This is a genomic window from Paraburkholderia sp. BGA-UO-ETr-F12 (assembly GCF_059567945.1).
On sequence record NZ_JCAQOZ010000066.1, the window covers coordinates 257473 to 283330 of the forward strand.

Below are 25858 nucleotides of genomic sequence, written 5' to 3' on the forward strand. Positions count from 1 at the left end.
ACCCCCGATGAAACTGGAAGACCTCATTCTCGTCAGCGTAGACGATCACGCGATCGAGCCGCCTAACGCTTTCGCGCGCCACATGCCCGCCAAATACAAGGGCCGCGAACCGAAAGTCGTGCAACGCAGTGGCCGCGATGTTTGGGAATTCGAAGAAAAGGCCACCGGCTATATGGGCCTCAATTCCGTCGTGGGCCGGCCGAAGGAAGAGTACGGCATGGAACCGCTCGGCTATGAGCATATGCGCCGCGGCACCTGGGACATCAAAGCCCGCGTCGACGACATGAACGCCAACGGCGTCCTGGGCTCGCTGTGCTTTCCGACGTTCCCCGGCTTCGCCGGTCAGCGCTTTCAGACCTACGCGGATCGCGGCGTATCGCTCGCAGCCATTCAGGCCTATAACGACTGGCATCTGCACGATTGGTGCAACGCCGCACCGGGCCGCTTCATGCCGTTGATGATCACGCCATGGTGGGATCCGCAAGCCGCCGCAGCCGAAATCGAACGGATGGCCAAACAGGGCGTACATGCCCTCTCGCTTTCGGACAACCCGTCGCTGCACGGCTACCCGTCGATCCATAACGACCACTGGGATCCGGTCTATAAAGCCTGTGCGGACAACAACGTGGTGATCTGCTGCCATATCGGCACTGGCGCGAAAGCCGACCACGCTTCCGACGAATCGCCGATCGACGCGTGGATCACCTCCATGCCGATCTCGATCGCCAATTCGGCCGCGGACTGGATCTGGGGGCCGATGTGGAAGAAATACCCGACGCTGCGCATGGCGCTGTCGGAAGGCGGCATCGGCTGGATTCCGTATCTGCTCGAACGCGCTGATTTCACGCATCGTCACCATCATGCGTGGACCATGTCGAACTTCGGCGGAAAGATGCCGAGCGACATCTTCAACGAGCACATCATCACCTGCTTCATCGAAGATCAGTTCGGCCTGAAGAACCTCGATTCGATCAACCTCGACAAAGTCACCTGGGAATGCGATTACCCGCACTCCGACTGCACGTGGCCGAATTCGGCCGACGTGTTCTGGGAACAGGCGCAGGCGCAAAACGTGTCCGACGAAGTGATCAACAAGATCACCCACCTGAATGCGATGCGCGAGTTCTCCTATGATCCGTTCGCGATCCTCGGCCGCGAAAACTGCACGGTCGGTGCGCTGCGCGCCAAAGCGAAGCACGTGAGCATCGAGCCCGCGCTCGGCATGGGCGGTGCCGCGCCGGTGCGCGATCCGAACAAGCCGGTGACCTCCGGCGACATCAACCGGATGTTCGCCGCCGCCGACGCACAGGCCGCGCTGTAAAGCGGTCCACTCACGCCGCGGCAGCACGCCGCCGCGGCGTCTGCAACACAAATCGGGCCGCGCCGCACGTATCGGCTTCGGGTTCAGACGAGCGATGCGGCCGGTGCGGCCTGCCACATGTACTCGAATGCGCTCGACATCCTCGGCCATGATCGGCGCGACCCGCTGCCCGCTCCTTTGCGTCCCATCCGAACTATGTCCGCTACCGCCTTTCGTTATCACCGCATTCCCACCGACGCCGAGCCGCTGCGCGAGCAGGTGCGCGAGTTCCTGGCCGACACCTTGAAAACGCGCTCGCCGCTCAAGCGTGCCGAGTCGTGGATGGGCGCCGATCCCGAGTTCAGCCGCGAGCTCGGCCGGCGCGGCTGGCTCGGCATGGCGCTGCCCAAACGCTATGGCGGCAGCGAGGCCGGCCCGTTTGCGCGCTATGTCGTGATCGAAGAACTGCTCGCGGCAGGCGCGCCCGTATCCGCGCATTGGATCGCCGATCGCCAGAGCGCTCCGCTGCTGCTGCGCTACGGGACCGAAGCGCAGCGCGAGCGCTACCTGCCGGCGATCTGCCGCGGCGAAAGCTATTTTTGCATCGGCATGAGCGAGCCGAATTCCGGATCGGACCTCGCGTCGATCCGCACGCGTGCCGAACGCAAAGGCAACGGCTGGCTGCTCAATGGCCACAAACTGTGGACCACCAACGCGCATTACTCGCACTACATGATCGCGCTCGTGCGCACCGGCGAAAAATCCAGCGCACGCCACGAGGGCATGTCGCAATTCATCATCGACCTGAAAGCGCCGGGGGTGACGATCCGCCCGATCCGGGACCTCGCCGGCGGCGAGCACTTCAACGAAGTGTTCTTCGACGATGTCGAGCTCGCCGCCGATGCGCTGGTTGGCACAGAGGGCCAGGGATGGGACCAGGTCACCGCTGAACTCGCGTTCGAGCGCAGTGGGCCCGAACGCTTTCTCAGCAGCATCGCGTTGCTGCATACGCTGATCGATGCGATCGGCCGTCGCCCGGATGCGTTGCAGGCGCGCGAAATCGGCCGCCTGACAGCGCGGCTCTTTACATTACGGCAGATGTCGCTCTCGGTCACCGCAGAACTTGCGGCCGGGCACAACCCCGCGTGGGCCGCGTCGTGCGTCAAGGATCTCGGCACGACCTTCGAACAGGAGATTCCCGAAGTCGCGCAATTGCTGCTCGATACGCTGCCCAGCACCGGCGGCGGCAGCGACCATGCACAAGTACTCGCCTATCTGATGCAGATGGCGCCTTCCTTTTCACTGCGCGGCGGCACGCGCGAAATCCTGCGCGGCATCATCGCGCGCGGACTTGGACTGCGGTAATCGTCATGAGAGAAATTTTCGAATCCACTATCGAGCGCCTGCTCGGTGACACCGTCACTCCCGAGGTGCTGCGCGACAGTGAAGGGGGCGCCTGGCCGGCGCCTGTGTGGAGCGCCATCGAAGAATCCGGTTTTGCCGTGGCGGCCGCTTCAGAAGCGCAAGGTGGCGCCGGCGCGAGCTGGGCCGACCTGTTCGTGGTCGTGCGCGCGGCGGGCCGTCACAACCTGCCCTTGCCGCTCGCCGAAACGCTGCTGGCCAATGCGCTGCTCGGCGAATGCGGGCTCGAAGCAATCAACGCACCGCTCGGCATCGCGGGTGGCGGCTCGGTGACGCTGCAACAGGCGCGCGTGAGCGGCACCTTGCTGGACGTACCCTGGGGCCGTCACGTCGGCCACGTAGTTGCAATTACCGCAGGCAAGGAGCCGGCGCTGGTGCTGCTCGACGCTGCCGATGCACGGACGACATTGCGGCTGAACACGGCCGGCGAACCGCGCGACGATCTGCATTTCGAGCGCGCCGCCTGTGTGAGCTGCGTGCCCTTAGCCACCGATCTGCAGGCCGACGCGCTGCAGTTGGGCGCGGCGATGCTGCGCAGCGCGCAGATCGCAGGTGCAGTGCAGACCGTGCTCGACCAGACGGTTCTCTATGCCACCGAACGCGTGCAATTCGGCAAGCCGATCGGCGCATTTCAGGCGCTGCAACAACAGATCGCCGTCCTCTCCGAACATGCCGCGGCGGCAGCGGTGGCCGCCGAGTGCGCGTTCAGCGCATCGCTCGACGGCGCCGGCGGCTTCGCCGCGCTGCCGATCGCCGCAGCCAAAGTGTGCAGCGCCGAGGCAGCGAGTTTCGCGGCGGCAGCGGCGCATACGGTGCATGGCGCGATCGGCTTCACCCATGAACATGCGCTGCATCACTCGACCCGGCGGTTGTGGTCATGGCGCAGCGAATTCGGCAACGCGACCATGTGGGCGCAACGGCTCGGCGCCGCCGTATGCGCGGCCGGCTCCGCAGGATTATGGCCGGCGCTGAGCGCAGGGCGTCTCGCGACGCTCGAGCGGCCCGCAGCAGCGGCGCAACTGCAAGGAGTCGCGGCATGAGCGAAGCCTTTCTCAACGTCGAACGCGAGGGCGCCGTGCTGACCGTGTGCCTGAACCGTCCAGAGACGCGCAACGCACTGTCCGAACCCGCGCAGATGGATGAGCTGGTCGATCTGTGCCAGCAGGTGCGCCGCGATCGCACCATTAAAGCACTCGTCCTGACCGGCGCAGGCAGCGCGTTTTGCGCCGGTGGTAACGTAAAAGACATGCGCGAGCGCGGCGGCATCTTCGCCGGTTCACCCCAGGAAGTGCGCGACAGCTACCGCAATACGATCCAGCGCATCCCGCTCGCGCTGTATGAGCTCGACGTGCCGGTGATCGCCGCCATCAACGGTCCCGCGATCGGCGCGGGGCTCGATCTCGCCTGCATGTGCGACATTCGCATCGCCTCGGAGAAAGCGCTGTTCGCGGAGAGCTTCGTGAAGGTCGGCATCGTGCCGGGCGACGGCGGCGCATGGTTGCTGCCGCGCGTGATCGGCATGCAGCGCGCCAGCGTGATGTCGTTCACGGGCGACACGATCGATGCGGCCAAAGCGCTCGAATGGGGACTGGTGGCCGAGGTCGTCGCGGCTGACTCGCTGGTCGCGCATTGCCACGCCATGGCGCAGCGCATCGCGGCCAACCCGTCGCACGCGCTACGTCTGACCAAACGGCTCTTGCGCGAAGGCCAGCATATGCGGCTCGATTCGTTGCTGGAGTTGTCCGCCGCCTATCAGGCGCTTGCGCATCACACCGAAGATCATCTGGAAGCGGTCAACGCGTTTCTCGACAAACGCCCACCCCGCTACATGGACAGATGAACGGGCAGACACGTCACGCACACTAACGCCCCCCCACTCCATCCAAACGCAGAGCGACAATCGCAGGACATGACCATGCGGACCGTTTTCAGGGAAGACCACGAATTATTTCGCGAGCAGGCCCGGCGCTTTATCGAAACCGAAATCGTGCCGAATCTGCACGCGTGGGAACAGGCCGGCATCGTGCCGAAATCGCTCTGGCGCAAGGCCGGCGAAATCGGTTTGCTGTGCTCGACCGTGCCCGAGGAGTATGGCGGCAGCGGCGGCGACTTCGGCCATTCCGCGGTGATGATCGAGGAACTGGCGCGCGTCAACGCCACGGCCATCGGTTTTACGACGCACTCGGAGATCGTCGCGCCCTACCTCGTCGCATATGGCAGCGAAGAACAGAAACAACGCTGGCTGCCGCGCATGGCGAGCGGCGAACTGATCGGCGTGATCGCCATGAGCGAGCCGGGCATCGGCAGCGATCTGCGCTCGATGCGCACCGGCGCGCGCCGCGAAGGCGACCACTACGTGATCAACGGACAGAAGACGTTCATCACCAACGGCGGCAACGCCGGCCTTGTCGTCACGGCGACCAAGCTCGATCCGCAATCGCGCGACCTCACCCTTGTCTGCGTCGAAGAAGACACCGAAGGCTTTTCCAAAGGCAAGCTGCTGGAGAAGATCGGTCTCAAAGGACAGGATACGTCCGAACTCTTTTTCGACAACGTGCGCGTGCCGGTCGGCAACCGGCTCGGTGAGGAAAACAAGGGCTTCGGTTACCTGACCCATCAGCTCGCATGGGAACGCACCATCATCGGGATTCGCGCGGCAGCCTCGATCGAGGCCTTGCTCGAAGAGACCATTCAGTACACCCGTGACCGGCGCGTGTTCGGCAAACCCGTCTTCGATTTTCAGAACACGCGCTTCAAGCTGGCCGAAGTCAAGGCGCAAGCCACCATGCTGCGCGCATTCGTCGACGACTGCCTCGGCCGCGCGATGCGCGGCGAACTGAGTGCCGAGGTCGGCGCGATGTGCAAACTGGTCGGCTCCGAATTGCAAGGCAAGCTGCTCGACGAAATGCTGCAATTGCACGGCGGTTACGGCTATATGAGCGAGTACCGGATCGGTAAGGCATGGGTCGATGCGCGGGTGGCGCGAATTTACGGCGGCACCTCGGAAATCATGAAGGAAATCATCAGCCGGTCGCTATAGGTCTGCCATTCACGTTGCACGCGGACCCGCACGAATCGAAAACCGGCGCATCAACAACGCTATAGAGGAGACAACCATGCCAAGACTCTCATACATCATGCACGACGGCACACGCATCGACGTCGATGCAGCCGTTGGCGCGACGGTGATGCAAAGCGCGCTCGAACGCAACATCGCCGGGATCAACGGCGACTGCGGCGGTGCATGCCAATGCTGCACCTGCCACGTGTTCGTCGAACAGGCGTGGCAAGACAGATTGCCGCCGATCGACGATATGGAAGATGCGATGCTCGACAGCACCGCCGAGCCGCGCAGGGCAAATAGCCGCCTGTCGTGCATGCTGACCATGAGCGCGGAACTCGACGGTCTTGTCGTGCATCTGCCCGCTTCGCAGATCTGAGCGGCGATCTTCTTTGGGCAGTCAGAAAGGCGACTTGAGGGTCGCCTTTCTTGCTTCGACGCGCGTTCTTGCGTCAATTCTTGTGTCAGTCCCAGATCACATGCAGTGCGTGCGGGCCACGCAACTGGGCACCGACAATCCGCGGCCTCGGCATCTCCGGATCGAGCCGCAGGTTCGGCAGCAGGTCGAGGATGGTATTCACCGCCACCGCGAGTTCGACCTTGGCGATGAACTGCCCGATGCACATGTGCGGACCAAAGCCGAAGCCAAACGACGGCTTGAGCTTGCGATCGATATCGAAGCTCTCACTGTTCTCGAACACCTCCTCATCGCGATTCGCCGACGACACGATACATTGCACCATCGCGCCCTTCGGAATGCGAAAGCCGCCGATCTCCGTGTCCTGTGCCGCCTGGCGCACCTTGAACGTCGCGACCGGCTCGAAACGCACGGCTTCATCGATCGCTTTCGGCACGAGGCTGCGATCCGCCCGCACCCGTTCGAGCAGTTCCGGCCGTTCCAGCAAGGCCACCATCAGCGAGCCGAACGTGCGTGTGGTGGTCTCACCTGCCGCCGGCAGCAATGAGCGCACGAAAGTCGCTACCTCGTGGTCGTCCAGAGAGCGCCCTTCATACTCCGCGCGGATCAGCCGGCTAATCAGGTCGTCGCCTTGCGCGCCGTTCTTGCGCACTTCAATCACTTCGAGCTTGACCGCGTCGTAGAGCGCCTGAGCGGCTTCCATCGCCGCCTTGCGCGCCTGGGCGGCTTTTTCGGCATCGACTTGCGGGCCCGCCAGAATCGCCAGCGCCCATGCGGCGTATTGCTCGATCTGTTCCGGACGATTGTCAGGAAAACCGATCAGCGAATAGATCAAACGGATCGGGAAATGCAGACCGAAATCCATCAGATCGGCACGGCGCTTCGGCACCATCGGCTCGATATATTCGCTGCGCACGATCGGCGCCATTTTCGTCTCGCGCCAGCGGTTCACCACGTCGGGCATGAAGACCGGCTGCAACAGCGAGCGAGCGCGGCGATGCGCTTCACCGTCCATTCCGGTGAGGATCAGGCCGTCAAAAAACGCACCGAGCCCCTCGGCGATAAAGCCGCTCGTGAAGTGGGTGGCGTCGCGCAACACCGACATCACGTCCTTGTACTTGAACAGCGTAAACGTCGGCCGGTTTGCGTCCAGACCGGCAATGTTGGGTACGCCGAGGCGCGCCATGAAGTCTTCCGCGATGACCGGCGAATTGCGGCGCATGTCACGATAAATCGCATGCAGATCGACGTCGCTACCTTTGTAGTTATCCGCGACGCCCGCGAAGGCGCTCTCGAGCGAAGTTGTTGCGGCGGGTGTGCTCATGCCTGTCTCCATCGTTGATATTCGGCGCGCGGACCCAGGGATCGGCCTGATAACCGTTTGACCCGCAGTCAGCGCATTATATTGAACAGATTTGTCGATTGTGATCCACTTAAGGCACGGAGGCAAGACAAAAGGCGCGCACTGCGATCGACGCAAACGCCCATGCACCCTGACAACAAAAAGGACGGAGACACATGGCAACAGAAAAGACTTATGACGCGTTGATCGTCGGCGGCGGCCACAACGGGCTATCGGCGGGCTGCTATCTCGCCGAGGCGGGCAAGCAGGTGCTGGTGCTCGAAGCGCTCGACAAGGTGGGGGGCATGGCTTCGTCCGGTTATCTGCTGGAAGGCGCGCCACAGCACATGGTTCATCCGTGTGCGCTCGACATGATGTCGATGCGCGTGCATCCGCGCGTGCCGGCCGAATTGCAGCTCGAACGGCACGGCTTTCGCCAGATCGAACTGACACCGGGGTACGTCTATTTGCATCCGGATGGCACCTCACTGGTGTTCTGGCGCGACCCGGAAAAGACCGCAGCCGAGATTCGCCGCTACAGCCCGAAAGACGCCGACGCGTTTCTCTCCTTCATCAAGGTCGTATTCGCTTTCATCGACATGGCGGTGCCGATGATGCGCGTCGACCCGGCGGATAAAAACCTCGGCGCGAAATTCGCGGCCTTCAAGGCGGCGCTGCGCAATCGCAAGCTGAAACCCGAACTGATGGCGCTGCTCACCGGCTCGGCTTATCAGGCTGCGCAGGAGCATTTCGAACACCCGGTGACGATCTCCGCGATGTGTTGCCTGACCGGCCTCGCCGGTCCCATCACGGCAGACGGCAGCGGCATCTATTACGCACTGCTCGGTTTTTTGCACCGCTTCGGCGTGGGCCGCGTGGTGGGCGGCATGCAGACTTTGTCCAATGCGATGGCCGCGCGGCTGCGCGAACTGGGCGGCGAAGTCATGACCTCGGCAAGCGTCGCGGAGATTATCGCGGACGACCACGCGGCGCGTGGCGTACGTCTCGCCGACGGCCGCACGTTCTATGCGCATGCGGTCATCGCGAGCTGTCACCCCAAGGTCGCGCTCGAACTGGTTACGCCTGGCCGGGTCGACAAGCGCCTGCTGACGCGCATGGCGCATGCACCGGCCAATGCGCACGGCGCGTCGCCGCTGAAGGTCGACATGGCACTTCGCGGCCAGATATCGCTCAAGCGCTTCGAGGCGAAGCGCGGCGACGGCCTCGATCTGCGCAGGAGCTGCTTGCTGATCGGCACCACGGAGGCGGTGCTGGAAAACTTCCGTGCTTCGGCGCGTGGAGAAGTTCCGACCCTGCCCTATCTGACGATCACGGCGCCGAGCGCAGTCGATCCGTCACAGGCGCCTGCTGGACAGGACACGGTGTATCTTTACCCGCCTGCCATGCCGACCCAGCCACGCGAAGGCTGGCATGCGATTCGCGAACGCGTCACGCAGCAGGTCATCGACCAGGCGAGCGAGTACGTGGACGGTCTGAAAGAGTATGAGATTGCCCGCCGCATGGAGGCAGCGCCCGACTTCACGCAGCGGCTTAACACCGTCAACGGTTGCGTGGTGCATATCGACACCAGCACGATGCGCTCGAACAAATTCCGGCCTGCCTACGGGCTGGGTGGCGCGACGTTGCCGGTACGCGGTTTGTACTTCGGGGGCGCCGGCATTCATCCGGGCGGCGGCGTGAACGGCATGCCGGGACGCATCGCCGCGCAACGCGTGCAACGCTATCTCGGCAAAGCCGAGCGGCGCGGCACAACCCAATCAAGCTTCGTGATGGCGATTCTGGCCGCGTGGGGCGTCTGCTAAAGCCGTCGAAGCCGGCCGCTTCAGCGGCGGCCGGTCGCCGGCGAGCAACGTGGAAAGCACGAAGTCCACCGAGAATTCGCGCCACGCCGCCGCACCCGCGGCGGATGTCGTATCGAACCCCGCCACCGCCGACACGGTGTAGTGATTGGTGAAGCCGCCGGTAGTCAGCAGGGCGCACGCGGCGTAGAACATGCGCGCATCCACACCTTCACGGAATTCGCCGCTCGCCGCCCCGCGCTGCAGGATACGCTCCATTTGCGCGACCAGTGCGGGCGCCAGATCGACGAAACGGTTGCGTTCGACGGGGTGCGTGTGGTGCTCGTGAAAGCGCAGGCTCTCCTGCGCGAGGGAGCCCAGCGTCGGGTCGAGCCGGTATTGATCGATCGCGTGTTGCAGAAAAACCCGCAATGCCTCCACCGGCGGCAGGTGATCGAGTTCGAGCGCCAGCAGATCGGCCAGTACGTCTTGCGCGGACTCGTCGAGCACGCTGGCGAACAACTGTTCCTTGCTGCTGAAATAGTGATAGACGAGCTGCTTGGTCACGCCCGCTGCCCGCGCGATATCGTCTACCCGCGCGCCAGCGAGGCCCTTCTCCGAAAACGCGATGCGTGCCTCCTTCAATAGACGGCTGAGCGTGGCCCGCTTTCGCGAGGGCGACGCGAGTGCTGCGGACGTAGCAGGCGCAGCGGTATCGGTAAGCGTCAAAGGCATGGGTAGGCGGCACACGATGCAGGGAAAACGAAGCACCGCCGATGCGGTTGAATGCGCGTTGCCCGGCGCAATCCGCAGCGGTGTTCGGCTAATGCATTGTAGTGCTGATCGACGGCAAAAGGCGACTCGTTCTCACACCGCCGATCATTCTCCGCTTCAGAAACTTTGCGAGAGCGGCCGCACGACGATCTCGTTGACCGCAACATGTTCCGGTTGCGCAATCGCATAGACGATAGCGTCGGCGATCACGTCCGGTGACATGGCGCCCTCGAACAGTTTTTGCGCGCGCTCGCGGAAAGCCGGCACCGTGATGCTGTCGGTGAGCTCGCTCGCGACGAGACCTGGGCAGATCGAGGTCACGCGCACCTTGCCCGCGCATTCCTGACGCAAACCCTCGCTGATCGCACGCACCGCGAACTTGGTCGCCGAATAGACGGCGCCGCCTGGCCCCACCGTCAATCCCGCCACCGATGAAATATTGATCACATGTCCCGAGCCCTGCTCCAGCATGCCGCCGAGCACGGCATGAATGCCGTACAGCACGCCCTTGATGTTCACGTCGATCATGCGGTTCCAGTCGTCCACGCAGCCTTGCGCGATCATCGATACGGGCATGATGCCGGCATTGTTGACGAGCACGTCGATGTGGCCAAACCGCTCGCGCCCCTTCTCTGCGAGTTGTTGCAGGTCGGCAGCTTGCGTGACGTCGGTGGCGGCCCACAACACGTTGGCATCGCCGCCGAGTTGCTCCGTCAGATGCTTCAGGCGGTCCGTGCGCCGTGCGCCCAACACGAGTCTGGCGCCCTGCTGGACCAGCCGTCTGGCGGTCGCCTCGCCGATGCCGCTGCTCGCCCCGGTAATCATGATGACCTTGCCGTCCATCGAATTCATAGGTTTCGCTCCTTCCGTTAAAGTTGATTGCGCAAGCGCGGCTCGACCGCGCTTAGCCCGCCAGCGATTCGACCAGCACTGGATCGGCCGTTTCTTCCGTGACCCATTTCACAGTGCGGCGAATCGGTTCGATGGCATCCTGGCGGTCGAGGTTATGCTGCAAGGTAGCGGCCGCGCCGAGCGACACCAGCCGTTGCGCCCCCTGATAGGCGAGGCGGTCGCGCAACGTGTGTTTGAGTGCCTCCGGAAAAATGCCGATGGTCTGCGTATAAGCGTTGACGGAACGCACGGCGGTGTCGATCTCGTCGATCGGCACCAGATTGCCCACACGGCAACCGAGGATGCGTGAAAAGCTGACCGGCGCGCCGTCGCGCGAGACGATCAACGCGCCCTCATTGCTTCTGCCGCCGAAGACCGTGTAGTCGTCCCCGATCATGCGAATGCCGTCGAGCTCTTCTTTCAGCTGCGGATCGAAAGCCTTGTGGGGAGTGGAAAGGTTCTCGGGCAAGCTCTGCAGTGCCGCAAACGTGAGTTCAGCAAGCTTCGCGCAGCGCGCGAGACCGGCTTCGTCGGTGCCCGACTGCACGTAGATCACGCGCGCGCTCACACAGGCTTCCTGGTTCTGCGCACCGACATCGAGCGCGAGGCGCCTCGCCACGCTGGCCAGCGTCGCCTCATCGGCGAAGGCTTCACGGCCGATGATCGTGCCGCTCAGTTTCGGATCGAGCGTGATCAGATCGAGGCCAGGTTGCAGATAGCGCGTAATGTGCTTGACCGAATCGAAACCGCCCCATGCAATCAGCTTCTCGACCTTGCGCGGATCGTAGATATGCCGCTCCACCGCTTCGTCGCCGCCCTTCCAGTAAGCGACGCTCAAATGTTTCGTCAACGGATGATCCGGCGCCATGTCGATCATCGTGCGGGCCAGCGCCATGGACGTCAGCGGATCGTTCGATGGCGCCTTGATAATGGCGTCGGAGCGTGTAAGTGCGTTGCGAATCAGCGTCAGTACCGCGACCACCGGCGCATTACCCGCAATCACGTGGACGCAGCGCGCGCCGAATGCACGGGTGCGCGCCGTGACGCCCGGCAGACTGCCCGGTTGCTCGACCCAGCCCTCCAGATACTCGGCGCCGACCGAACGCGCGACGATGTTGTACAGCTCGTCACGTTGAAAGAGGCGCGGCGTGCGTGTGTAGTGAAAACGCAGAATGCTTTCCGACAGCCCGGATGTGGCGCAAGACAGCTCGAAGGCCTGTTGCAAATGACGGTTGTCGGCAAAATTGAGGTGCTGGCCAAGTTCGACCAGATAGTCGACGATCTGCGCGAGACTCAGCGTGTACAGGTCGGCCATCTGCGACGGCGCGCGCAGCGTCAGTTCGTCGACATGGCGGCTCACGTCTGGCGCCGTGAAGGACACGCCGCCGCGGCGGCCGCCGAATGTCAGCGCGTCGCCTTCGATGAGCTTGCCGCGAATGATCAGCGGTACGTTGTAAGAAGGGGTCATGATCGGCTTACTCGGAAAGTTCGGTCAGGAAGTTAAGCGCTTCGTCGTGCGCCGCCGGCGCGCCCGCGCAAATCACTTTGTCGTCGCCGCCTTCCTTCTCGCTGTAGCGGCGGATCGCAGCCAGCAAATAGGGACCGCTGCGCCCGCATTTGCAGGGTTTCTCGTGCCCGTGCAGCGTGATTTCGTCGCCTGTGACGAGGCCCGCCCAGTAGGTGCCCGGCAACAGATCGAGTGAAGCAAAGCGGCCCGTCAAACCGTCTTTGCGTGGCAGCGGTTTGCCGGTCGCCGGATCGAGCAGGAACGCGATGGTGGTAGGCGGCACGTGATAGTGGCCTTCGTCGCAGCGCATACAGAAACCCATCTGTTCACTGCAGCCGTAGAACTCATAGAAGTTGTCGAAGCCAAGGAACTCGACAAGTTGCTCGCGCCAGTTGTCGGGCATGTTCTTACCTTTCTTGCCGCCGCCCGTGTGCAACACACTGCCGTTGCCGAATACCTGGCGGGCGCCTCGCGCAAGACCTTCGGCGGCGGTCTCGTACAGGATCGTCCAGACCGCACCCATGTAGACGTCGCGGCCGGCGAAGCGGTCGATCGCTTCGGCGAAGAACTTGCGCAGTTGCTCGGGGCGTTCGCGCTCCACTCGCACGAGTTCCTCGCGCTTCGCCAGCAAGGCGTCTGAGATATGCAATGAACCGAGTTCACCCTGCGCCTCGGCGGCGGCGAGACGGCCCGATAGCGAGGCGACGTCCGCGGAAAAACGCGCGTCGGGATACATGAACAATGCGTTGTGCTCACCGCCCGCGTACATCTCGACCTGATAACCGCTGCCGCGCGCAGCGGCGCTCGCGCCCTTGCGATAGGTCGGCGCGATCAAGGGACGCGGGTTCGCGATCAGATCGGGACCACTACCCGGAGCGCGCCAGTCACGAATACGGCTCGCCGATAGCGTGATGTTCTGGCGCCACTCGTGATCGGTGCGCGGTAGAAAAGACAGCTTGCCTGTGGTGCCTGACGTATGGAACACGCGCAGATTCGTTTGGGCGTCGAGCAGATCGATCCAGTCGTCGATCAGCTTGATGCCCGACGCGTCGACGTGGCTCAGGTCTTCCGTGGTCAAACCGTTGAGCCAGCGCGTGAGTTTGTCGAACTGGCCGCGTTCGAGATACGACAGCGGATACGACTTGTACACCGTATGCGCGAACAGCAAAGGAGCGACGTCGTCGATGCTGTCGATCGCATCGATGCCCTGTTCAGCGGCGAGACGCTCGAGCACCGGAATTTTTGTGCGCATTTCGGCGAAGCGCCGGCGTGCGCCGCTCAGTTGTATGTCGTGAATCTGCTGCGGGGTGAATCGGAAGGCGTCGTCATAGCAGGCGCTGACGAGTGCGGCGGGATCGGCAAGGAGCTGGCTATACAGCGTGGACATGGTGTCTCCGTTCGGCTGTCTGGACTATTCGGACCGCGCGCGCAATGATTTGCGCTGCGTGTCCGAATGCTATGAAAACGAGCCGCCGAACAGAATCTCTAGTTGTCGCGCTGGGCGGTCAAACTATCGTCCAACGGACATGTCGTGCCCAGGCGCCGTTCGCAAGCCCAACAGATCGAGCCGGTAAGCGCGCGGCGTACGGCCGGTGACCTTGCGAAACGCCGCGCCGAACGCGGCGGAACTGGTGAAGCCGCATTCGTATGCAACCGTTTTGATCAGCACCTCGGCATCGGCCAGCCGTCCTTTGGCCTGGCGGATGCGTGCGTCGGCGATAAACGCGCTCAAGGTTACGCCGGTGCTGTTCCTGAAAGTGCGCGACAGGTGCCGGGCGCTGATCCGGCATGCCTGCGCCAGTTCGATCACACCGGGCGACGGTCCGTACGCGCCCTCGACACGCTCACGGATCAGGCGCAACTGCCACGGCGCGAGCTTGCTGCCCTCGCCCTGGTTCGCACGCGGCGCGGCGCCGCGAACGTGCCGCGCGATATGCACGAGCATCGACATCAACAGATTTTCGGCGAGCACCGCGCTGGCAAAACCAGGACTGAGTGCTTCACCGGCCAGCTGCAACATCGCGTCGCGTACCTGCGCCACCCGCAAATCGCGGCACAGTTCCAGCCGGGCTGCGTCCCATTGCCAGTCGCGCAACTGGTCGAAGCGCGCGGGTTCGAACATGCAGCAGACCACGCGCCGTTGCATCGAAGCACAACGCACATGGAAAGTCTGCCCGGGTGGCACCAGCACAGTCTCGCCCAGCCGGCCAAATGCTGTTTCCCCCGCGCCGCCGCGGAATGCGCCGCACGCGCCGCGTTCGCGCGAATCGAGTGACAGATCCAGATAGCCCATCGACGGACGGAATACCGCATCGAGCGGGCCGTCGAGCGTGAACGTGCGCACATTGACCTCGATCGATGGCGTAGTCAGATGCGCGTCCACCGACAGATGCGGCGGCGCCATGCGCTCGCGACGCACCAGCTCGCCGCCGTGAGCCACGGTGTAGAGATCTGAGACGTTCGGGTCCAACGCTTGGGCGTACGACATCGCGATCTGAAAATGAACACTTTTACTCGACATGTCTATATAAGCGATTCGGGCGGGCTGCGCCTATAGCGATGAACCCGTATCGCCGCATTACTCGTCTCACGGCAAGTTTGACGGCGCGTCAAACGAACCTGGCGGACAGCGCGGCCATGGCTCGCTAAGCTGCACAGCAGGACAGACACCCCCTACGCTCACATCACGAGCCCCTTTGCCGCATCGCCACACGAAGCATCCGGGCCGCAAGAAGACCCATGAGGACACACATGAACGCACCCACGCAGGAAGGCCTCACGCTTGATCTGGAGGCGGCCTACCACGCCGTCTCCGATACCTTTCGAGGCCCCGACCTCGATTTGCAGGCGTTGTGCCGCGAAATGCGCCATACGCAACCTGTGATGCAGGGCGATTTCGTCGCCACGAGGCTCGGCGTCCCGACCAATGCGGGCGCCAAAGCGGCGCAATGCGCGGTGACGCTCTTCAAGTATCAGGACGTGATGGCTGTGATGCGGGATGCCACGACCTTCACCAGCGGCTTCATCGCCGAAGGTCTCGGCGCGTTTTTCGACGGCCTGATCGTGCTTGCGATGGACGGCGACGCTCATCGCCGCGCGCGTGGCCTGCTTCAGCCTGTCTTCATGCCGGAGACGGTGAACCGCTGGCGGCCCGAACTCGACCGTGTGATCCGTCAGGATTTTCTCGAGCCGCTCGTGCCGAACAAGCAGGCCGAACTGATGGACTTCGGCCTGTACTTCCCGATTCGCGAGATGTACGCGCTGATGGGCTTCCCGACGGACGACACCGCGCGTTTCAATCAGTACGCAACGTGGGCGCTTTCGATGGTGGCCGGCAACCAGATCGACCCGGACAAAATCAGGATTTACGGCCCGCTCGCCGCAGCGGCCGTCAAACATCTCTACGACGCGGTGAAAGAAGTCGTGGTGCAGCGCCGCGCCGAGGGCGCCCACGGCGACGATCTGATCAGCCGCCTCATGCGTGCGGAGTACGAAGGCCACATGCTCGACGACCATGAAGTGACCACCTTCGTGCGCTCGCTGCTGCCCGCGGCGGGTGAAACCACCACGCGCACCTTCAGTTCGGTCATGGCGCTGCTGCTCGAGCGTCCGGAACTGGTCGAGCGCGTGCGCAACGACCGCACGCTGGTCCCGCGTCTGATCGACGAAGCTGTGCGTTTCGAACCGGTCGCCACCTTCAAGGTGCGGCAAGCGGCGCGCGACGTCGAGATCGGCGGCGTGAAGGTGCCCAAAGGCGGCTTGGTGCAGTGCATGGTGATCTCCGCGAACCGCGACGAAGATGCGTTCGATAACCCAGATACCTTCGACATCGACCGCAAACCCAAGCCCTCCTTCGGCTTCGGTTTCGGCACGCATATGTGCATCGGACAGTTCGTTGCCAAGGTGGAATTGCAGTGCGCGGTGAATGCGATCCTCGATCTGTTTCCGAACGTGCGGCTGGATCCCGGCAAGCCGGCGCCGAAAATTGCCGGCGCCCAGTTGCGGGGCGCGAAGTCCGTGCCGGTCGTCTGGGACTGACGACGGGACTGACTCCGGGACTGCCCCCGCGTTTTCCAGCGGCGCGCCAGCATTCTGCGCATCCTCACAGCACGAATTCTTTCGAAAAACCCATGAAGCACTTCGACACTATTCCCGAACGCGGCAATTTCACTTTCCAGACGCTGGTCGCGCCGCAGAAAGTAAGCGGCCGCGCCATGCATGATTTGCGCGGCTTTTACGGGCTGCAACTGACCAAGGGCATGCCGTTCGGTTGCGTGCGCGACGAAGACGGCGAAATCTATGCCTTCGTGCGCGCCGTCAACGAACCCGGCAGCACGCCGAATCCGACCAGATTCGTCTACCAGTCGACACGGGTGGATGGCCAGCATCTGCGCATCGATAAGTCGCGCATCGAGCCGCGCGCGATGACGCTATTCCCGCAACGCTGGCTCGAAGGCGATACGGCCTGCTGGTCGAGCCTCGAAGGCGAACCCGGTGCAGCCTGGCGGCTGACGGCTTCCGGCGAACGCCTGAGCTGGCAGGAGGACGGCTTGTTCGATCTGAGCGGCCCACTGCTCGGGCAAGGCATGCAGTGGTATCTGCCAGGCTCGGAATGGGGCACGTTCTATGTCTCGCAGATCTACGATATCGCCGGCACCTGCGACGGTCGCAAGGTCAAAGGCTTGATGTGTTTCGACCAGGCGTATATGGCCGAAGGCGGCGCGATCCACTTCAGGAAGGACCTGGTCGTCAACAACAAGATGCATGTGATCTGGTGGTCGTTCGCGACCGTCTACAAGGACGGCACATGGGACGCGGGCTCCTTCATGGTCGGCCACGACAATCTCGGCTATGCGATCTTCCAGAACCACAAAGGCGAAATCCGCACGACCACCGATATCGAAGGCAACGTCACGCATAAGGACGGTAGTTACTTCGTCGAAAGTGCGCGTATCGTGCTAGACGGGCATGAGGAGTGGGAATATCTGCCCTGCCCGAAAGGCGAGATGATCGACTTTGTCGGTGGCTTTCCGATTACGGCACAGCAGGAAGGCCGCTGGCGCCGCGTCGGCGATAGCCGCGAGCCGGATCGCTGGCTCGGCTGGGGTGAGTCCGATCGGCGCAACGGCACGGCGCGCAATGTGCGTGGCGCGGATCTTTGACGTGTTCCCACGAAGCGTCTTCGAAGCACGAAGGTGCGTTCCTTTCAAGCGAAACGATCATGTCCACTACCGAAACCGCCGAAACAATCGCAGCCTTCCTGCGCGACCAGACCGAACACTGGAATACCGGCGACAAGGCCGCCTTCTTTGCCGCTTACCGACGCGTCGCGCCCGCCGGACTCACGATCGAATACATCGGCCGGCCGCCGCAGGACGGTTGGCCTGTGCTCGAGTACATGTGGGAGAACCAGCGGGCGAACATCCGGGCCGAACCGGTCGCGAAGATCATCAATGGCAACGAAGCTGCCTGCTACGTGCGTAACGTGGTGGTCGGCACCGAGCGCGTGATCGAAACGGTCGAGCTGTTTCGCTTCGCGGCCGGCCATGTATTCGTGCGCTACTTCGTCAAGCAGTAGTTCGGCGCTCGTGCCCGGCCAGGCGCACGCCGCACGCCGCACGCCGCACGCGATCGCACAGAATCACGTACAGTGCAGATCAGCACTTTTCATCTGTCTGCAACCAGAGGACTCGCAATGAGCACATCGATTTACGACATTCCCGTTACCACTATCGACGGCGCACCCGGCAACCTCGCGCAGTATCGCGGCAATGTGCTGCTGGTCGTCAATGTAGCGTCGAAATGCGGGCTAACGCCGCAGTACACGGGGCTGGAAAGCCTCTATCAGGACAAGCGCGCAGCCGGTCTTGAAGTGCTGGGTTTTCCTGCCAACAACTTCAAGGGCCAGGAGCCGGGCACCGACGAAGAAATCAAATCGTTCTGCTCGACGAATTACGACGTGCACTTCCCGCTGTTCTCGAAGATTTCCGTGACGGGTGAAGACAAGCATCCGTTGTATGCGGCACTGACAGGCGCGCAACCGTCGGCGATCGGCGACGGTCCATTTCGTGAGCGGCTGAAAGGCTATGGCATCGAATCGGGCGATCCGGTCGAAGTGCTGTGGAATTTCGAAAAGTTTCTGCTGAACCGCAAGGGTGACGTGGTCGCGCGCTTTGCCCCCGACGTCGCGGCGGACGATCCGCGTCTCGTGGCGGCGATCGATGCGGAACTCGCGAAGTAACGGCGAGGCTGACCGATTTCAGCAGCTTATTTCAGTCGCACGAAAAACGGCGCGCTGTTTTAGCGCGCCGTATGCTTTCCAGAACTTTCCTCGATATACCGGCGCACGCTTCAGTCCAGCCGCTCGATAATCGTCGCCGTGCCGAGGCCGCCCGCGCAGCAGATCGCCTGCAAGCCATAGCGCGCGCCACGCCGTTCCAGCTCATGCAGCATCGAGGTCATGATGCGTGCCCCGCTCGCGCCCAGCGGATGGCCCAGCGCGATCGCCCCGCCGTTCACGTTCAGCTTCGAATGCGGCACGCCGAGTTCTTTCATCCACACGAGCGGCACGGACGCAAAGGCCTCGTTGACCTCGAACAGATCGATATCGTCGATGCCAAGCCCAGCCTTCGCCAGCACCTCACGCGTCGCCGCAATGGGACCGGTGAGCATCAAGGTCGGATCGGCGCCGACGGTGGCGACCGCCCGCACCCGTGCGCGCGCCTTCACGCCGAGCGCCTTCGCCTGGCCGGCGGACATCAGCAGCAGGGCCGCCGCGCCGTCCGATATCTGTGACGAATTGCCGGCCGTCAGGCGCCCCTGGCTGCGAAAACTCGTCTTCAGCGTGGCGAGCTTCTCGGCATGCGTGCCGGGACGGATTGTTTCATCCGCGGAGAAAAGCGGCGCCTCGCCTTCCTGCGACTTCTCGCGCAGACGCTGCACCGGCACGGGGACGATCTCGCGCGCAAACCAGCCTTCCGCTGCCGCGGCCGCCGCACGCCGATGGCTCTCCACCGCGAACGCATCGAGCTGTTCGCGCCCGAGTTCCCACTTGTCGCACAGACGCTCGGCTGCTTCACCCTGGCTCGTCAGCTCGTACCGCTCGCTCGCCATCCAGCCGAACGCCTCACCATGCAGATCGCGATTGCTGCCCATCGGGACGCGGCTCATGTTTTCCGCGCCGCCGGCCACCACCACCTCGGCCGCACCGAATGCAATCAGACCCGCGGCGACGTGCACCGCTTCCTCGCCGGAGCCGCATTTGCGGTCGATCGTGAGGCCCGGGATGCGGTCCGGCCAACCCGCGCCGAGCAACGACGTGCGCGCGATATTGGCCGACTGCTCGCCAATCTGCGTGACGCAGCCGAAGATTACGTCGTTGACGACTTCCGGCGCGAGCCCCACACGTTTGACCAGTTCATCGATCACATGCGCACCCAGATGATCGGCACGCACGCCCGCGAGCGCGCCGCGAAACTTGCCGATCGGCGTGCGCGCCGCACCCACGATCACGACATCCCGGCTCATAGCGCACTCCCCTTCAGACCCGAGCCGGGCACCCGCTGACCGTCTTCGTAGCGATACACGCCATGGCCGGTCTTGCGGCCAAGGCGTCCCGCGGCCACCATCTTGATGATCAAGGGACACGGGCGAAACTTGTCGCCGAGTGTCTGATGGAGATACCTCAGCACCGACAGGCGCGTGTCCCAGCCCGTGAGATCGCCAAGCTCGAGCGGCCCCATCGGATGATTGAAGCCGAGACGCAGCGCGGTGTCGATATCCTCCGCGCTGGCCGCGCCCTCCTGCAGCATCCACATCGCTTCGTTGCCGGCGAGAGCCGACATGCGGCTCGTCGTCAAACCGGGCGATTCGTTGACGATGATCGACGTCTTGCCGATCGCATCCGAATACTCGCGCGTCAGCGCCACGGTCTCGTCGCTGGTGGCAAGGCCGCGCACCAGTTCGACCAGCTTCATCTTATGCACGGGGTTGAAGAAATGCATGCCGATCACGCGTTCCGGATGCGCTACCGCCGTGGCGATTTCGGTCACGCTGAGCGCCGAGGTGTTGGTCGCGTATAGCGCGCCGTCGGCCATCACGTCGGCTGCATGCGCGACCACCGCCTGCTTGACCGCGAGTTTCTCCGAGACGGTTTCGATCAGCAGATGCGCACCGTTCGCGGCGGCAGCGAGATCGGTCTTGATAGTGAGCCGTGCCTTCGCGGCATCGGCCGCGGTGACCTGAAATTTACCGAGCCGCACGCCGTCGTCGAGAATCTTGCCGATGCCTTTGTGCGCGCGTTCCAGCGCGTTTTCGTCCGAGTCGACGAGTGCCGTGCTGAACCCCGAACTCGCGAATGCATGCGCGATGCCGGTGCCCATCAGACCCGCGCCGACCACGACCACCTTGTTGTTTTTCAAAGTCATACCGCTGTCTCCCTTCATGCTGATTCGTTTGCCGATACGACGTTGCGCAATGTGCCGATGCCCTCGATCGAGGCTTCCACCACGTCGCCTGGATTCAGGAAGCGGCCTGTCCCCTGGCCCGTGCCCTCCGGCGAGCCGGTGAACAGCACATCCCCCGCCTCGAAGCGCGAGCGCTCGTCAACGAAACGCACCAGCGCCGCCACGTCCCACGTCATCTCTCCCGACGATGCGTCCTGGCGCGTCTCGCCGTTCACTTTCAGGGTCATGCGCAAGGCCGGACTGCCGGGCGCGAATTCGTCGCGCGTGACGATCCAGGGGCCGAGACCCGTCGAGCGATCCTGGCTCTTCGCGGCGAACAGATCCATGCCGACGCCCGGCGGCCCGCTGCGTTGCAGATCGCGCGCGCTGACGTCGTTGCCCACCGTGTAGCCCAGCACACTGCCGAGCGGATCGGCACGGTTCACCTGCCGCGCGCCGATCACGGCAACCAGTTCGACTTCGTGGTCGAGTTCTTTGGTCAGCGGCGGATAGCGAATCGGATCGCGCGCGCCGATCAGCGCGCCATAGGCCTTCAGGAATGCTACCGGCTGACTATGGCTCTTCATACCGAAGTCGGCATTCAGGTGCTTCGCATAGTTAGCGCCGGCGACGACCACGCGGTTGCTCCGCTCGACCGGCGGTAGCAGGCGCAACTCACCCAGCTTGCGCGGCGCACCTGCGAGTTTGAGTGCGGCGGCGCCGTCCTCCGGTCTTGCTGTGAGTGCCGGCGCCCATTCGGCGAACGAGCCGCTGATCGGGGTCGCTTCGCCTCGCTCCGTATCCACGACGGCCCAGAACGGCGCGCCGCCGTCCGTGCAGCGCGCGAGCTTCATACGCTCACCGCCTGCTTAGGCGCCGGTGCACCGATTTTCGCGGGGTCGAGATGCAGCAGCTTGCAGGCGTTCTGCCAGCGGATCTTTTGCAGGTCTTCTTCCGACAAACGCAAACCGTCGGTGAGATCGTGACGCACCGCGTCGCTGCCGCCGAAGTTGCTGCCGTACAGAATCCGGTCCGCGCCGATGATGTCGATCAGCGCCTGGCGCATCGGCACCTCGTGCAGCTCGACGTCGAAATAGAAGTTCTTCAGATAGTCCAGCACCGGCTTCTTGTTGTGCGCGAAGTCGAGATTGGTATTGCACTGCGCGAGACGGCCAAGCTGGTAAGGCACGTAGCCGCCACCGTGGGTGATGTACACCTTGAGATCCGGGAAGCGGTCGAACACGCCGCCGCAAATCAGGTTCCAGAAGCAGCGCGTTTCGTCGTACTGCATGCCGACAATCGCCGTGGTCTCGTAGCGGTCCTCGTTGGCTTTCTTACCCCACGTCACCGACTGGTTGTAGCCGTGAATGAACATCGGCAAGTCGAGATCGCACAGCGCCTGCCAGACCGGGTCGAGTTCCGGCGAATCGAATTCGAGGCCGCCGAAATTGGCGCCGCCCGCCACGAGTCCTTTTGCACCGAGTTCACCGCACGCACGGCGAATTTCCTTCGCAGCTTCTTCCGGCACGTTCAGCGGCGCGTGCGCCCAGAACATCAGACGATCGGGTGCGGCGGAACAGTATTCAGCGAGCGTGTCGTTGACCTTCTTCGCATAGCGCACCGAAAAGTCCGCTTCCGCCCAGTACATGTAGCAATGCGACGGCACCGACACCACCTGGGCATTCTGGCCCGCGGCATCCATACCGGCCAGACGTACGTTCGGATTGGCCCAGCGCGCGAAGTACTCGTCGAGCTTCAGTCCTTTGCCGGAGCGTACGGCTGCCTTGCGCTCCGGGGAACCCAGCGTCAGGATCCAGTCGCCCACCCGCAGCTTGACGTCGCCGTCCTCGTGCTGTTCGAAGAACGGACCCCAGTGGGGGTGTTGGTTGTAGTAGCCCGGATGCGGAGCGTGGGCATGAAGGTCGATGAGCATGATGTCTCCTGGCGCTCGACGGCGCAGATGTGGGATAGACCTGTCTGCGGTTCACCGACACCCGGGCGCACGAAAGCCAGATGCGCGAAGCAGATCAGACTGTTCGACATCATGCCAATGTTAGCCACTTAATGCAAATGTGTTCAAATTAACGTTTACGTGGGCTCCTCGCGAATTCCTCGATGCCTGCCTCCGGCTGGCTGTCCCCTTCTGCTGCCACTGGCATTGCTGCATGGCGACGCGTCCGCCCCGGCCAGAAAGCCGGCGTCAGGACGCTCGCTGGAAGCCGTGGCGCGCGTGAACGTCATACGCTCAGCGGCGTGCCCGCGTCACGCCGCCGAAGCGGATTGAATCGATGAGGCGGCCGATACGGCGTTGCATCGCGCCCCGTTCCGACTCGTTCGACACAAGGTGTTCACTCATGACGAAACGGATCAGCAGGTCGCAGATCAGTTCGCGATCGAGTTTGACGCCCAGACGCTCGTCCCATGCGTCGAACACCGGCGACAGCAAGTCCTGAAAGCGCACCACGGCGTCATGAAAAATGCGTTTGAAGAACCGCAGCGCGAACTCCGGTGCAACCAGCAGCATGCGCCGGGAATTGCCCGCGTCGAGGTAGTCCTGCAGATAGTTGATGACGACGTCGAAGCGCTCGTCCGGATCCTGATAGCGCACCAGCAGTTCGGCCAGCGACTTGTGGAAGTTCTCCCTTTTGTGGCGCGAAAACGCTTCGAGCAGTTCGTCCTGTGACGCGAAATAACGGTAAAACGTGCCCCGCGAGACGCCCGCCGTTTCGCACACTTCAAGAATGGAAATGCGGTCCGCCCCCGACTCCAGCACGACCTTTTCCGTCGCCGCAAAGATGTTGTCGATGGTCTGTTCGGAGCGGCGATTGCTGCGCCGGCGGCGCGGGGCCGCGGCGGGTGCGCCGGCAGGCGCTGGAGACGCAGCCGGCGCGGCTTGCACGGCAGGCGCGCGGCTCTTGCGTGCCTTTGGCGCGGGCGCCACCGACTGCGCCGCGCTCTTGCTGCTCTTCTCCGCGACGGCGCGTTTCTTCGCCGGTTGTCCGGCGGCGATCTTCGACGTGCCTGTTTTCGATGAGGTGGTCTGTTTAGCCATAAGTTGATCAGTTTTTATAAAAGTGTGCGGGTTTCCCCGCAGATCAGGATCGGAATACAAACACTAGAATTCAATTCTCGGGTTAGAATTTCTGGGCAGATCGCCCGGTTCACACCCAGTTCATTTTCTGAGAGGTTGATATGGCTGGTATGGGAAGAGCAGAGACGTGGTCGCCCGGCGAACAGGACACCGTTATCGCCGCACTCGAGCGCGCCGTTGCGGCGCATCCGGACCGGGTTCTGCTCGACTTTTCGGGGGCGCTGTACACCTACGCGGACGTCGACCGTCTTTCCACACGCCTCGCCCACTCGCTGGCATCGCTCGGGGTTCAGGCCGGGCAAACCGTCGTCACGATGCTCGACAACAACGTCGACGCCGTGATCTCGTGGCTTGCGGTCAACAAACTTTGCGCCGTCAGCGTACCGATCAACACGGCGTTGCGCGGCGAATTCCTGCGCCATCAGATCGCCGACGCCGGCGCGCCGCTCGTGATCTGCGAAGCCGACTATCTCGACCGAATCGCCGCCGTGGCGGCACAACTGTCCGACGTGAAGCAGGTGCTGTATCGCAGCGCCGGCGCGAGCGCGGCGGCCGTCACGGCTGCCACTTGCGGCCCCTTGCCGCTTGCGCCGCTCGACGCCCACCGCGGTCAGGACGACACGCCCTTCGAGCGCAAGCCGAACCCGTGGGACCTCGCCAGCCTGATCTATACATCCGGCACCACCGGCCCGTCCAAGGGCTGCATGATCAGCTACAACTTCATGTGTAATCTGGCGCGCCTGCAATTGCGCGCCGGCCCCGCGAGCGCCGACGACGTGACGATCACGCCGCTGCCGCTGTTTCACATGAACGCGCTGGCGGTGGGCATCCTGTCGAATATCCTGGTCGGCGCGCGCGTGGCGATCATTCCGCGTTTCTCGGTGTCCAATTTCTGGCCCGAAGTCGAACGCAGCGGCGCGACCATTGCGTCGATTCTGGGCGGCATGGGCGGCCTGCTCGCCAATGCGCCGGATCACGAAGCGGCAAAGCGCTGTTTCGGCCAGATTCATACAGTGCGCGGCAATCCGTTCACGGAAGAGAACAAGAAGGTCTGGCGCGAACGCTTCGGCGCGAGACAGGTGGGTGGCAACGGCTACGGCCTCACGGAAGCATGCGTGATCACCTCGCTGCCGGCTGGCGAATACGCGGCGCCCGGGTCGTCCGGCAAGCGTATCGCCGACTTCGACGTACGCATCGTGGACGATCTCGACCGCGAGCTGCCAGCCAATACGCCGGGCGAAATCGTCTGCCGTCCGCTGCGACCGGACATCATGTTCATGGGCTACTGGCGCCGTCCCGAGGAGACGCTGAAGCTGATGCGCAACATGTGGTTCCATACCGGAGATATAGGCAAGTTCGACGACGATGGATTCTTCTATTTCGTAGACCGCAAAAAAGACTATTTGCGCCGCCGCGGCGAAAATATTTCCAGCTTCGAGATGGAATCGGCCTTTGCACGCCACCCCGACATCGCCGAGGTCGCGGTCCACGCCGTACCATCGGACAAAGGCGAGGACGACGTCAAAGTCACCGCCATTCTGAATCCGGGTTCGGCCCTCACTGCCGAAGCCCTGTTCCACTGGGCTACCGACGCCGTTCCATATTACGCCCTGCCGCGCTACATCGAGTTTCGCGAGACGCTGCCGAAAAACCCGCAAGGCCGCATTCTGAAGTATCAGCTGCGCGATGAGGGCAAGACGGCCGCCACCTGGGATATCGAGGCGACCGACATCAAGGTGGCAAAACGCTGACTGTATTCAATTTCGTCAATGATGCGCAGTAAAGGGGGGCCCGCCGGGCCCCTTCTGT

Annotated in this window: 23 protein-coding genes; 12 read left to right on the forward strand and 11 right to left on the reverse strand. The window is 63.2% G+C overall.

From position 1 onward, the window contains the following. The first annotated feature begins 7 nt into the window (after positions 1–7). The 6 genes from AC57B6_RS34730 (at position 8) to AC57B6_RS34755 (ending at position 6162) form a co-directional block, all read left to right on the forward strand. On the forward strand, positions 8–1321 hold the full coding sequence (locus AC57B6_RS34730; protein ID WP_028198123.1) for an amidohydrolase family protein: 1314 nt from the start codon (positions 8–10) through the stop codon (positions 1319–1321). A gap of 195 nt (positions 1322–1516) precedes the next feature. Continuing rightward, positions 1517–2665 carry an acyl-CoA dehydrogenase family protein gene (locus tag AC57B6_RS34735; protein ID WP_030102798.1) on the forward strand — a complete coding sequence of 383 codons (1149 nt, stop codon included), beginning with the start codon at positions 1517–1519 and terminating at the stop codon, positions 2663–2665. 5 nt (positions 2666–2670) lie between these two features. Then, positions 2671–3762, forward strand: a complete 1092-nt coding sequence (locus AC57B6_RS34740; RefSeq protein WP_496423031.1) for an acyl-CoA dehydrogenase family protein — start codon at positions 2671–2673, stop codon at positions 3760–3762. Further along, positions 3759–4562, forward strand: a complete 804-nt coding sequence (locus AC57B6_RS34745) for a crotonase/enoyl-CoA hydratase family protein (RefSeq protein ID WP_496423032.1) — start codon at positions 3759–3761, stop codon at positions 4560–4562. The genes AC57B6_RS34740 and AC57B6_RS34745 overlap by 4 nt, the downstream gene beginning before the upstream one ends. Before the next feature lie 75 nt (positions 4563–4637). Then, positions 4638–5762 carry an acyl-CoA dehydrogenase family protein gene (locus AC57B6_RS34750; RefSeq protein ID WP_030102795.1) on the forward strand — a complete coding sequence of 375 codons (1125 nt, stop codon included), beginning with the start codon at positions 4638–4640 and terminating at the stop codon, positions 5760–5762. Positions 5763–5838: 76 nt separating this feature from the next. Further along, positions 5839–6162, forward strand: a complete 324-nt coding sequence (locus AC57B6_RS34755; RefSeq protein ID WP_028198118.1) for a 2Fe-2S iron-sulfur cluster-binding protein — start codon at positions 5839–5841, stop codon at positions 6160–6162. Positions 6163–6247: 85 nt separating this feature from the next. Here the strand turns inward: AC57B6_RS34755 and AC57B6_RS34760 are convergent, their stop codons facing one another. Continuing rightward, entirely contained in the window at positions 6248–7525 is a 1278-nt protein-coding gene (locus tag AC57B6_RS34760; protein WP_028198117.1) for a cytochrome P450, read from the reverse strand. Positions 7526–7719: 194 nt separating this feature from the next. On the opposite strand from AC57B6_RS34760, the gene AC57B6_RS34765 reads away from it, so the two are divergent. After that, a complete protein-coding gene (locus AC57B6_RS34765) occupies positions 7720–9366 on the forward strand; it encodes a phytoene desaturase family protein (RefSeq protein WP_028198116.1) in 1647 nt (548 codons plus the stop codon). On the opposite strand, the gene AC57B6_RS34770 is transcribed toward AC57B6_RS34765, so the two are convergent. The 5 genes from AC57B6_RS34770 to AC57B6_RS34790 all read right to left on the reverse strand — a co-directional run bounded on the left by AC57B6_RS34770 (position 9322) and on the right by AC57B6_RS34790 (position 15035). Next, the gene (locus AC57B6_RS34770) at positions 9322–10077 is read right to left on the reverse strand and encodes a TetR/AcrR family transcriptional regulator (RefSeq protein WP_106355032.1); all 756 of its coding nucleotides are present in this window, start codon (positions 10075–10077) and stop codon (positions 9322–9324) included. The two genes, AC57B6_RS34765 and AC57B6_RS34770, sit on opposite strands and share 45 nt — an antisense overlap. Positions 10078–10233: 156 nt before the next feature. Next, positions 10234–10968, reverse strand: coding sequence for an SDR family oxidoreductase (locus tag AC57B6_RS34775; RefSeq protein WP_183797782.1), 735 nt, complete (start codon positions 10966–10968; stop codon positions 10234–10236). Between the two features lie 52 nt (positions 10969–11020). Then, positions 11021–12475 (reverse strand): acyl-CoA reductase, encoded by a 1455-nt coding sequence (locus tag AC57B6_RS34780; RefSeq protein WP_178369861.1) that lies wholly within the window; start codon positions 12473–12475, stop codon positions 11021–11023. 7 nt (positions 12476–12482) lie between these two features. Next, positions 12483–13901 carry a long-chain-fatty-acid--protein ligase gene (locus AC57B6_RS34785; protein WP_144195604.1) on the reverse strand — a complete coding sequence of 473 codons (1419 nt, stop codon included), beginning with the start codon at positions 13899–13901 and terminating at the stop codon, positions 12483–12485. A 123-nt stretch (positions 13902–14024) separates the two neighbouring features. Further along, a complete protein-coding gene (locus AC57B6_RS34790; protein WP_496423033.1) occupies positions 14025–15035 on the reverse strand; it encodes a helix-turn-helix transcriptional regulator in 1011 nt (336 codons plus the stop codon). Positions 15036–15265: 230 nt separating this feature from the next. Here AC57B6_RS34790 and AC57B6_RS34795 point away from each other — a divergent pair, with 230 nt between their 5' ends. The 4 genes from AC57B6_RS34795 to AC57B6_RS34810 all read left to right on the forward strand — a co-directional run bounded on the left by AC57B6_RS34795 (position 15266) and on the right by AC57B6_RS34810 (position 18755). Beyond that, entirely contained in the window at positions 15266–16552 is a 1287-nt protein-coding gene (locus AC57B6_RS34795; protein ID WP_106355042.1) for a cytochrome P450, read from the forward strand. 92 nt (positions 16553–16644) lie between these two features. Continuing rightward, positions 16645–17676, forward strand: coding sequence for a hypothetical protein (locus tag AC57B6_RS34800; protein WP_496423034.1), 1032 nt, complete (start codon positions 16645–16647; stop codon positions 17674–17676). 59 nt (positions 17677–17735) lie between these two features. Continuing rightward, positions 17736–18092, forward strand: a complete 357-nt coding sequence (locus AC57B6_RS34805) for a nuclear transport factor 2 family protein (RefSeq protein WP_183797790.1) — start codon at positions 17736–17738, stop codon at positions 18090–18092. 117 nt (positions 18093–18209) lie between these two features. After that, positions 18210–18755 carry a glutathione peroxidase gene (locus AC57B6_RS34810; protein WP_183797793.1) on the forward strand — a complete coding sequence of 182 codons (546 nt, stop codon included), beginning with the start codon at positions 18210–18212 and terminating at the stop codon, positions 18753–18755. 110 nt (positions 18756–18865) lie between these two features. Here the strand turns inward: AC57B6_RS34810 and AC57B6_RS34815 are convergent, their stop codons facing one another. The 5 genes from AC57B6_RS34815 to AC57B6_RS34835 form a co-directional block, all read right to left on the reverse strand. Then, on the reverse strand, positions 18866–20041 hold the full coding sequence (locus AC57B6_RS34815; protein WP_028198107.1) for a thiolase family protein: 1176 nt from the start codon (positions 20039–20041) through the stop codon (positions 18866–18868). Then, positions 20038–20940, reverse strand: coding sequence for a 3-hydroxyacyl-CoA dehydrogenase (locus tag AC57B6_RS34820; RefSeq protein ID WP_028198106.1), 903 nt, complete (start codon positions 20938–20940; stop codon positions 20038–20040). The genes AC57B6_RS34815 and AC57B6_RS34820 overlap by 4 nt, the downstream gene beginning before the upstream one ends. Before the next feature lie 14 nt (positions 20941–20954). Then, positions 20955–21812: a fumarylacetoacetate hydrolase family protein gene (locus AC57B6_RS34825; protein ID WP_028198105.1), complete on the reverse strand. Its 858-nt coding sequence runs from the start codon at positions 21810–21812 to the stop codon at positions 20955–20957. Beyond that, positions 21809–22891, reverse strand: a complete 1083-nt coding sequence (locus tag AC57B6_RS34830) for an amidohydrolase family protein (RefSeq protein WP_028198104.1) — start codon at positions 22889–22891, stop codon at positions 21809–21811. The genes AC57B6_RS34825 and AC57B6_RS34830 overlap by 4 nt, the downstream gene beginning before the upstream one ends. Before the next feature lie 312 nt (positions 22892–23203). Continuing rightward, positions 23204–24010 (reverse strand): TetR/AcrR family transcriptional regulator, encoded by an 807-nt coding sequence (locus AC57B6_RS34835; RefSeq protein ID WP_028198103.1) that lies wholly within the window; start codon positions 24008–24010, stop codon positions 23204–23206. A gap of 149 nt (positions 24011–24159) precedes the next feature. Here AC57B6_RS34835 and AC57B6_RS34840 point away from each other — a divergent pair, with 149 nt between their 5' ends. Beyond that, positions 24160–25800 carry an ATP-dependent acyl-CoA ligase gene (locus AC57B6_RS34840; protein WP_496423035.1) on the forward strand — a complete coding sequence of 547 codons (1641 nt, stop codon included), beginning with the start codon at positions 24160–24162 and terminating at the stop codon, positions 25798–25800. The last annotated feature ends 58 nt before the right edge of the window (positions 25801–25858 follow it).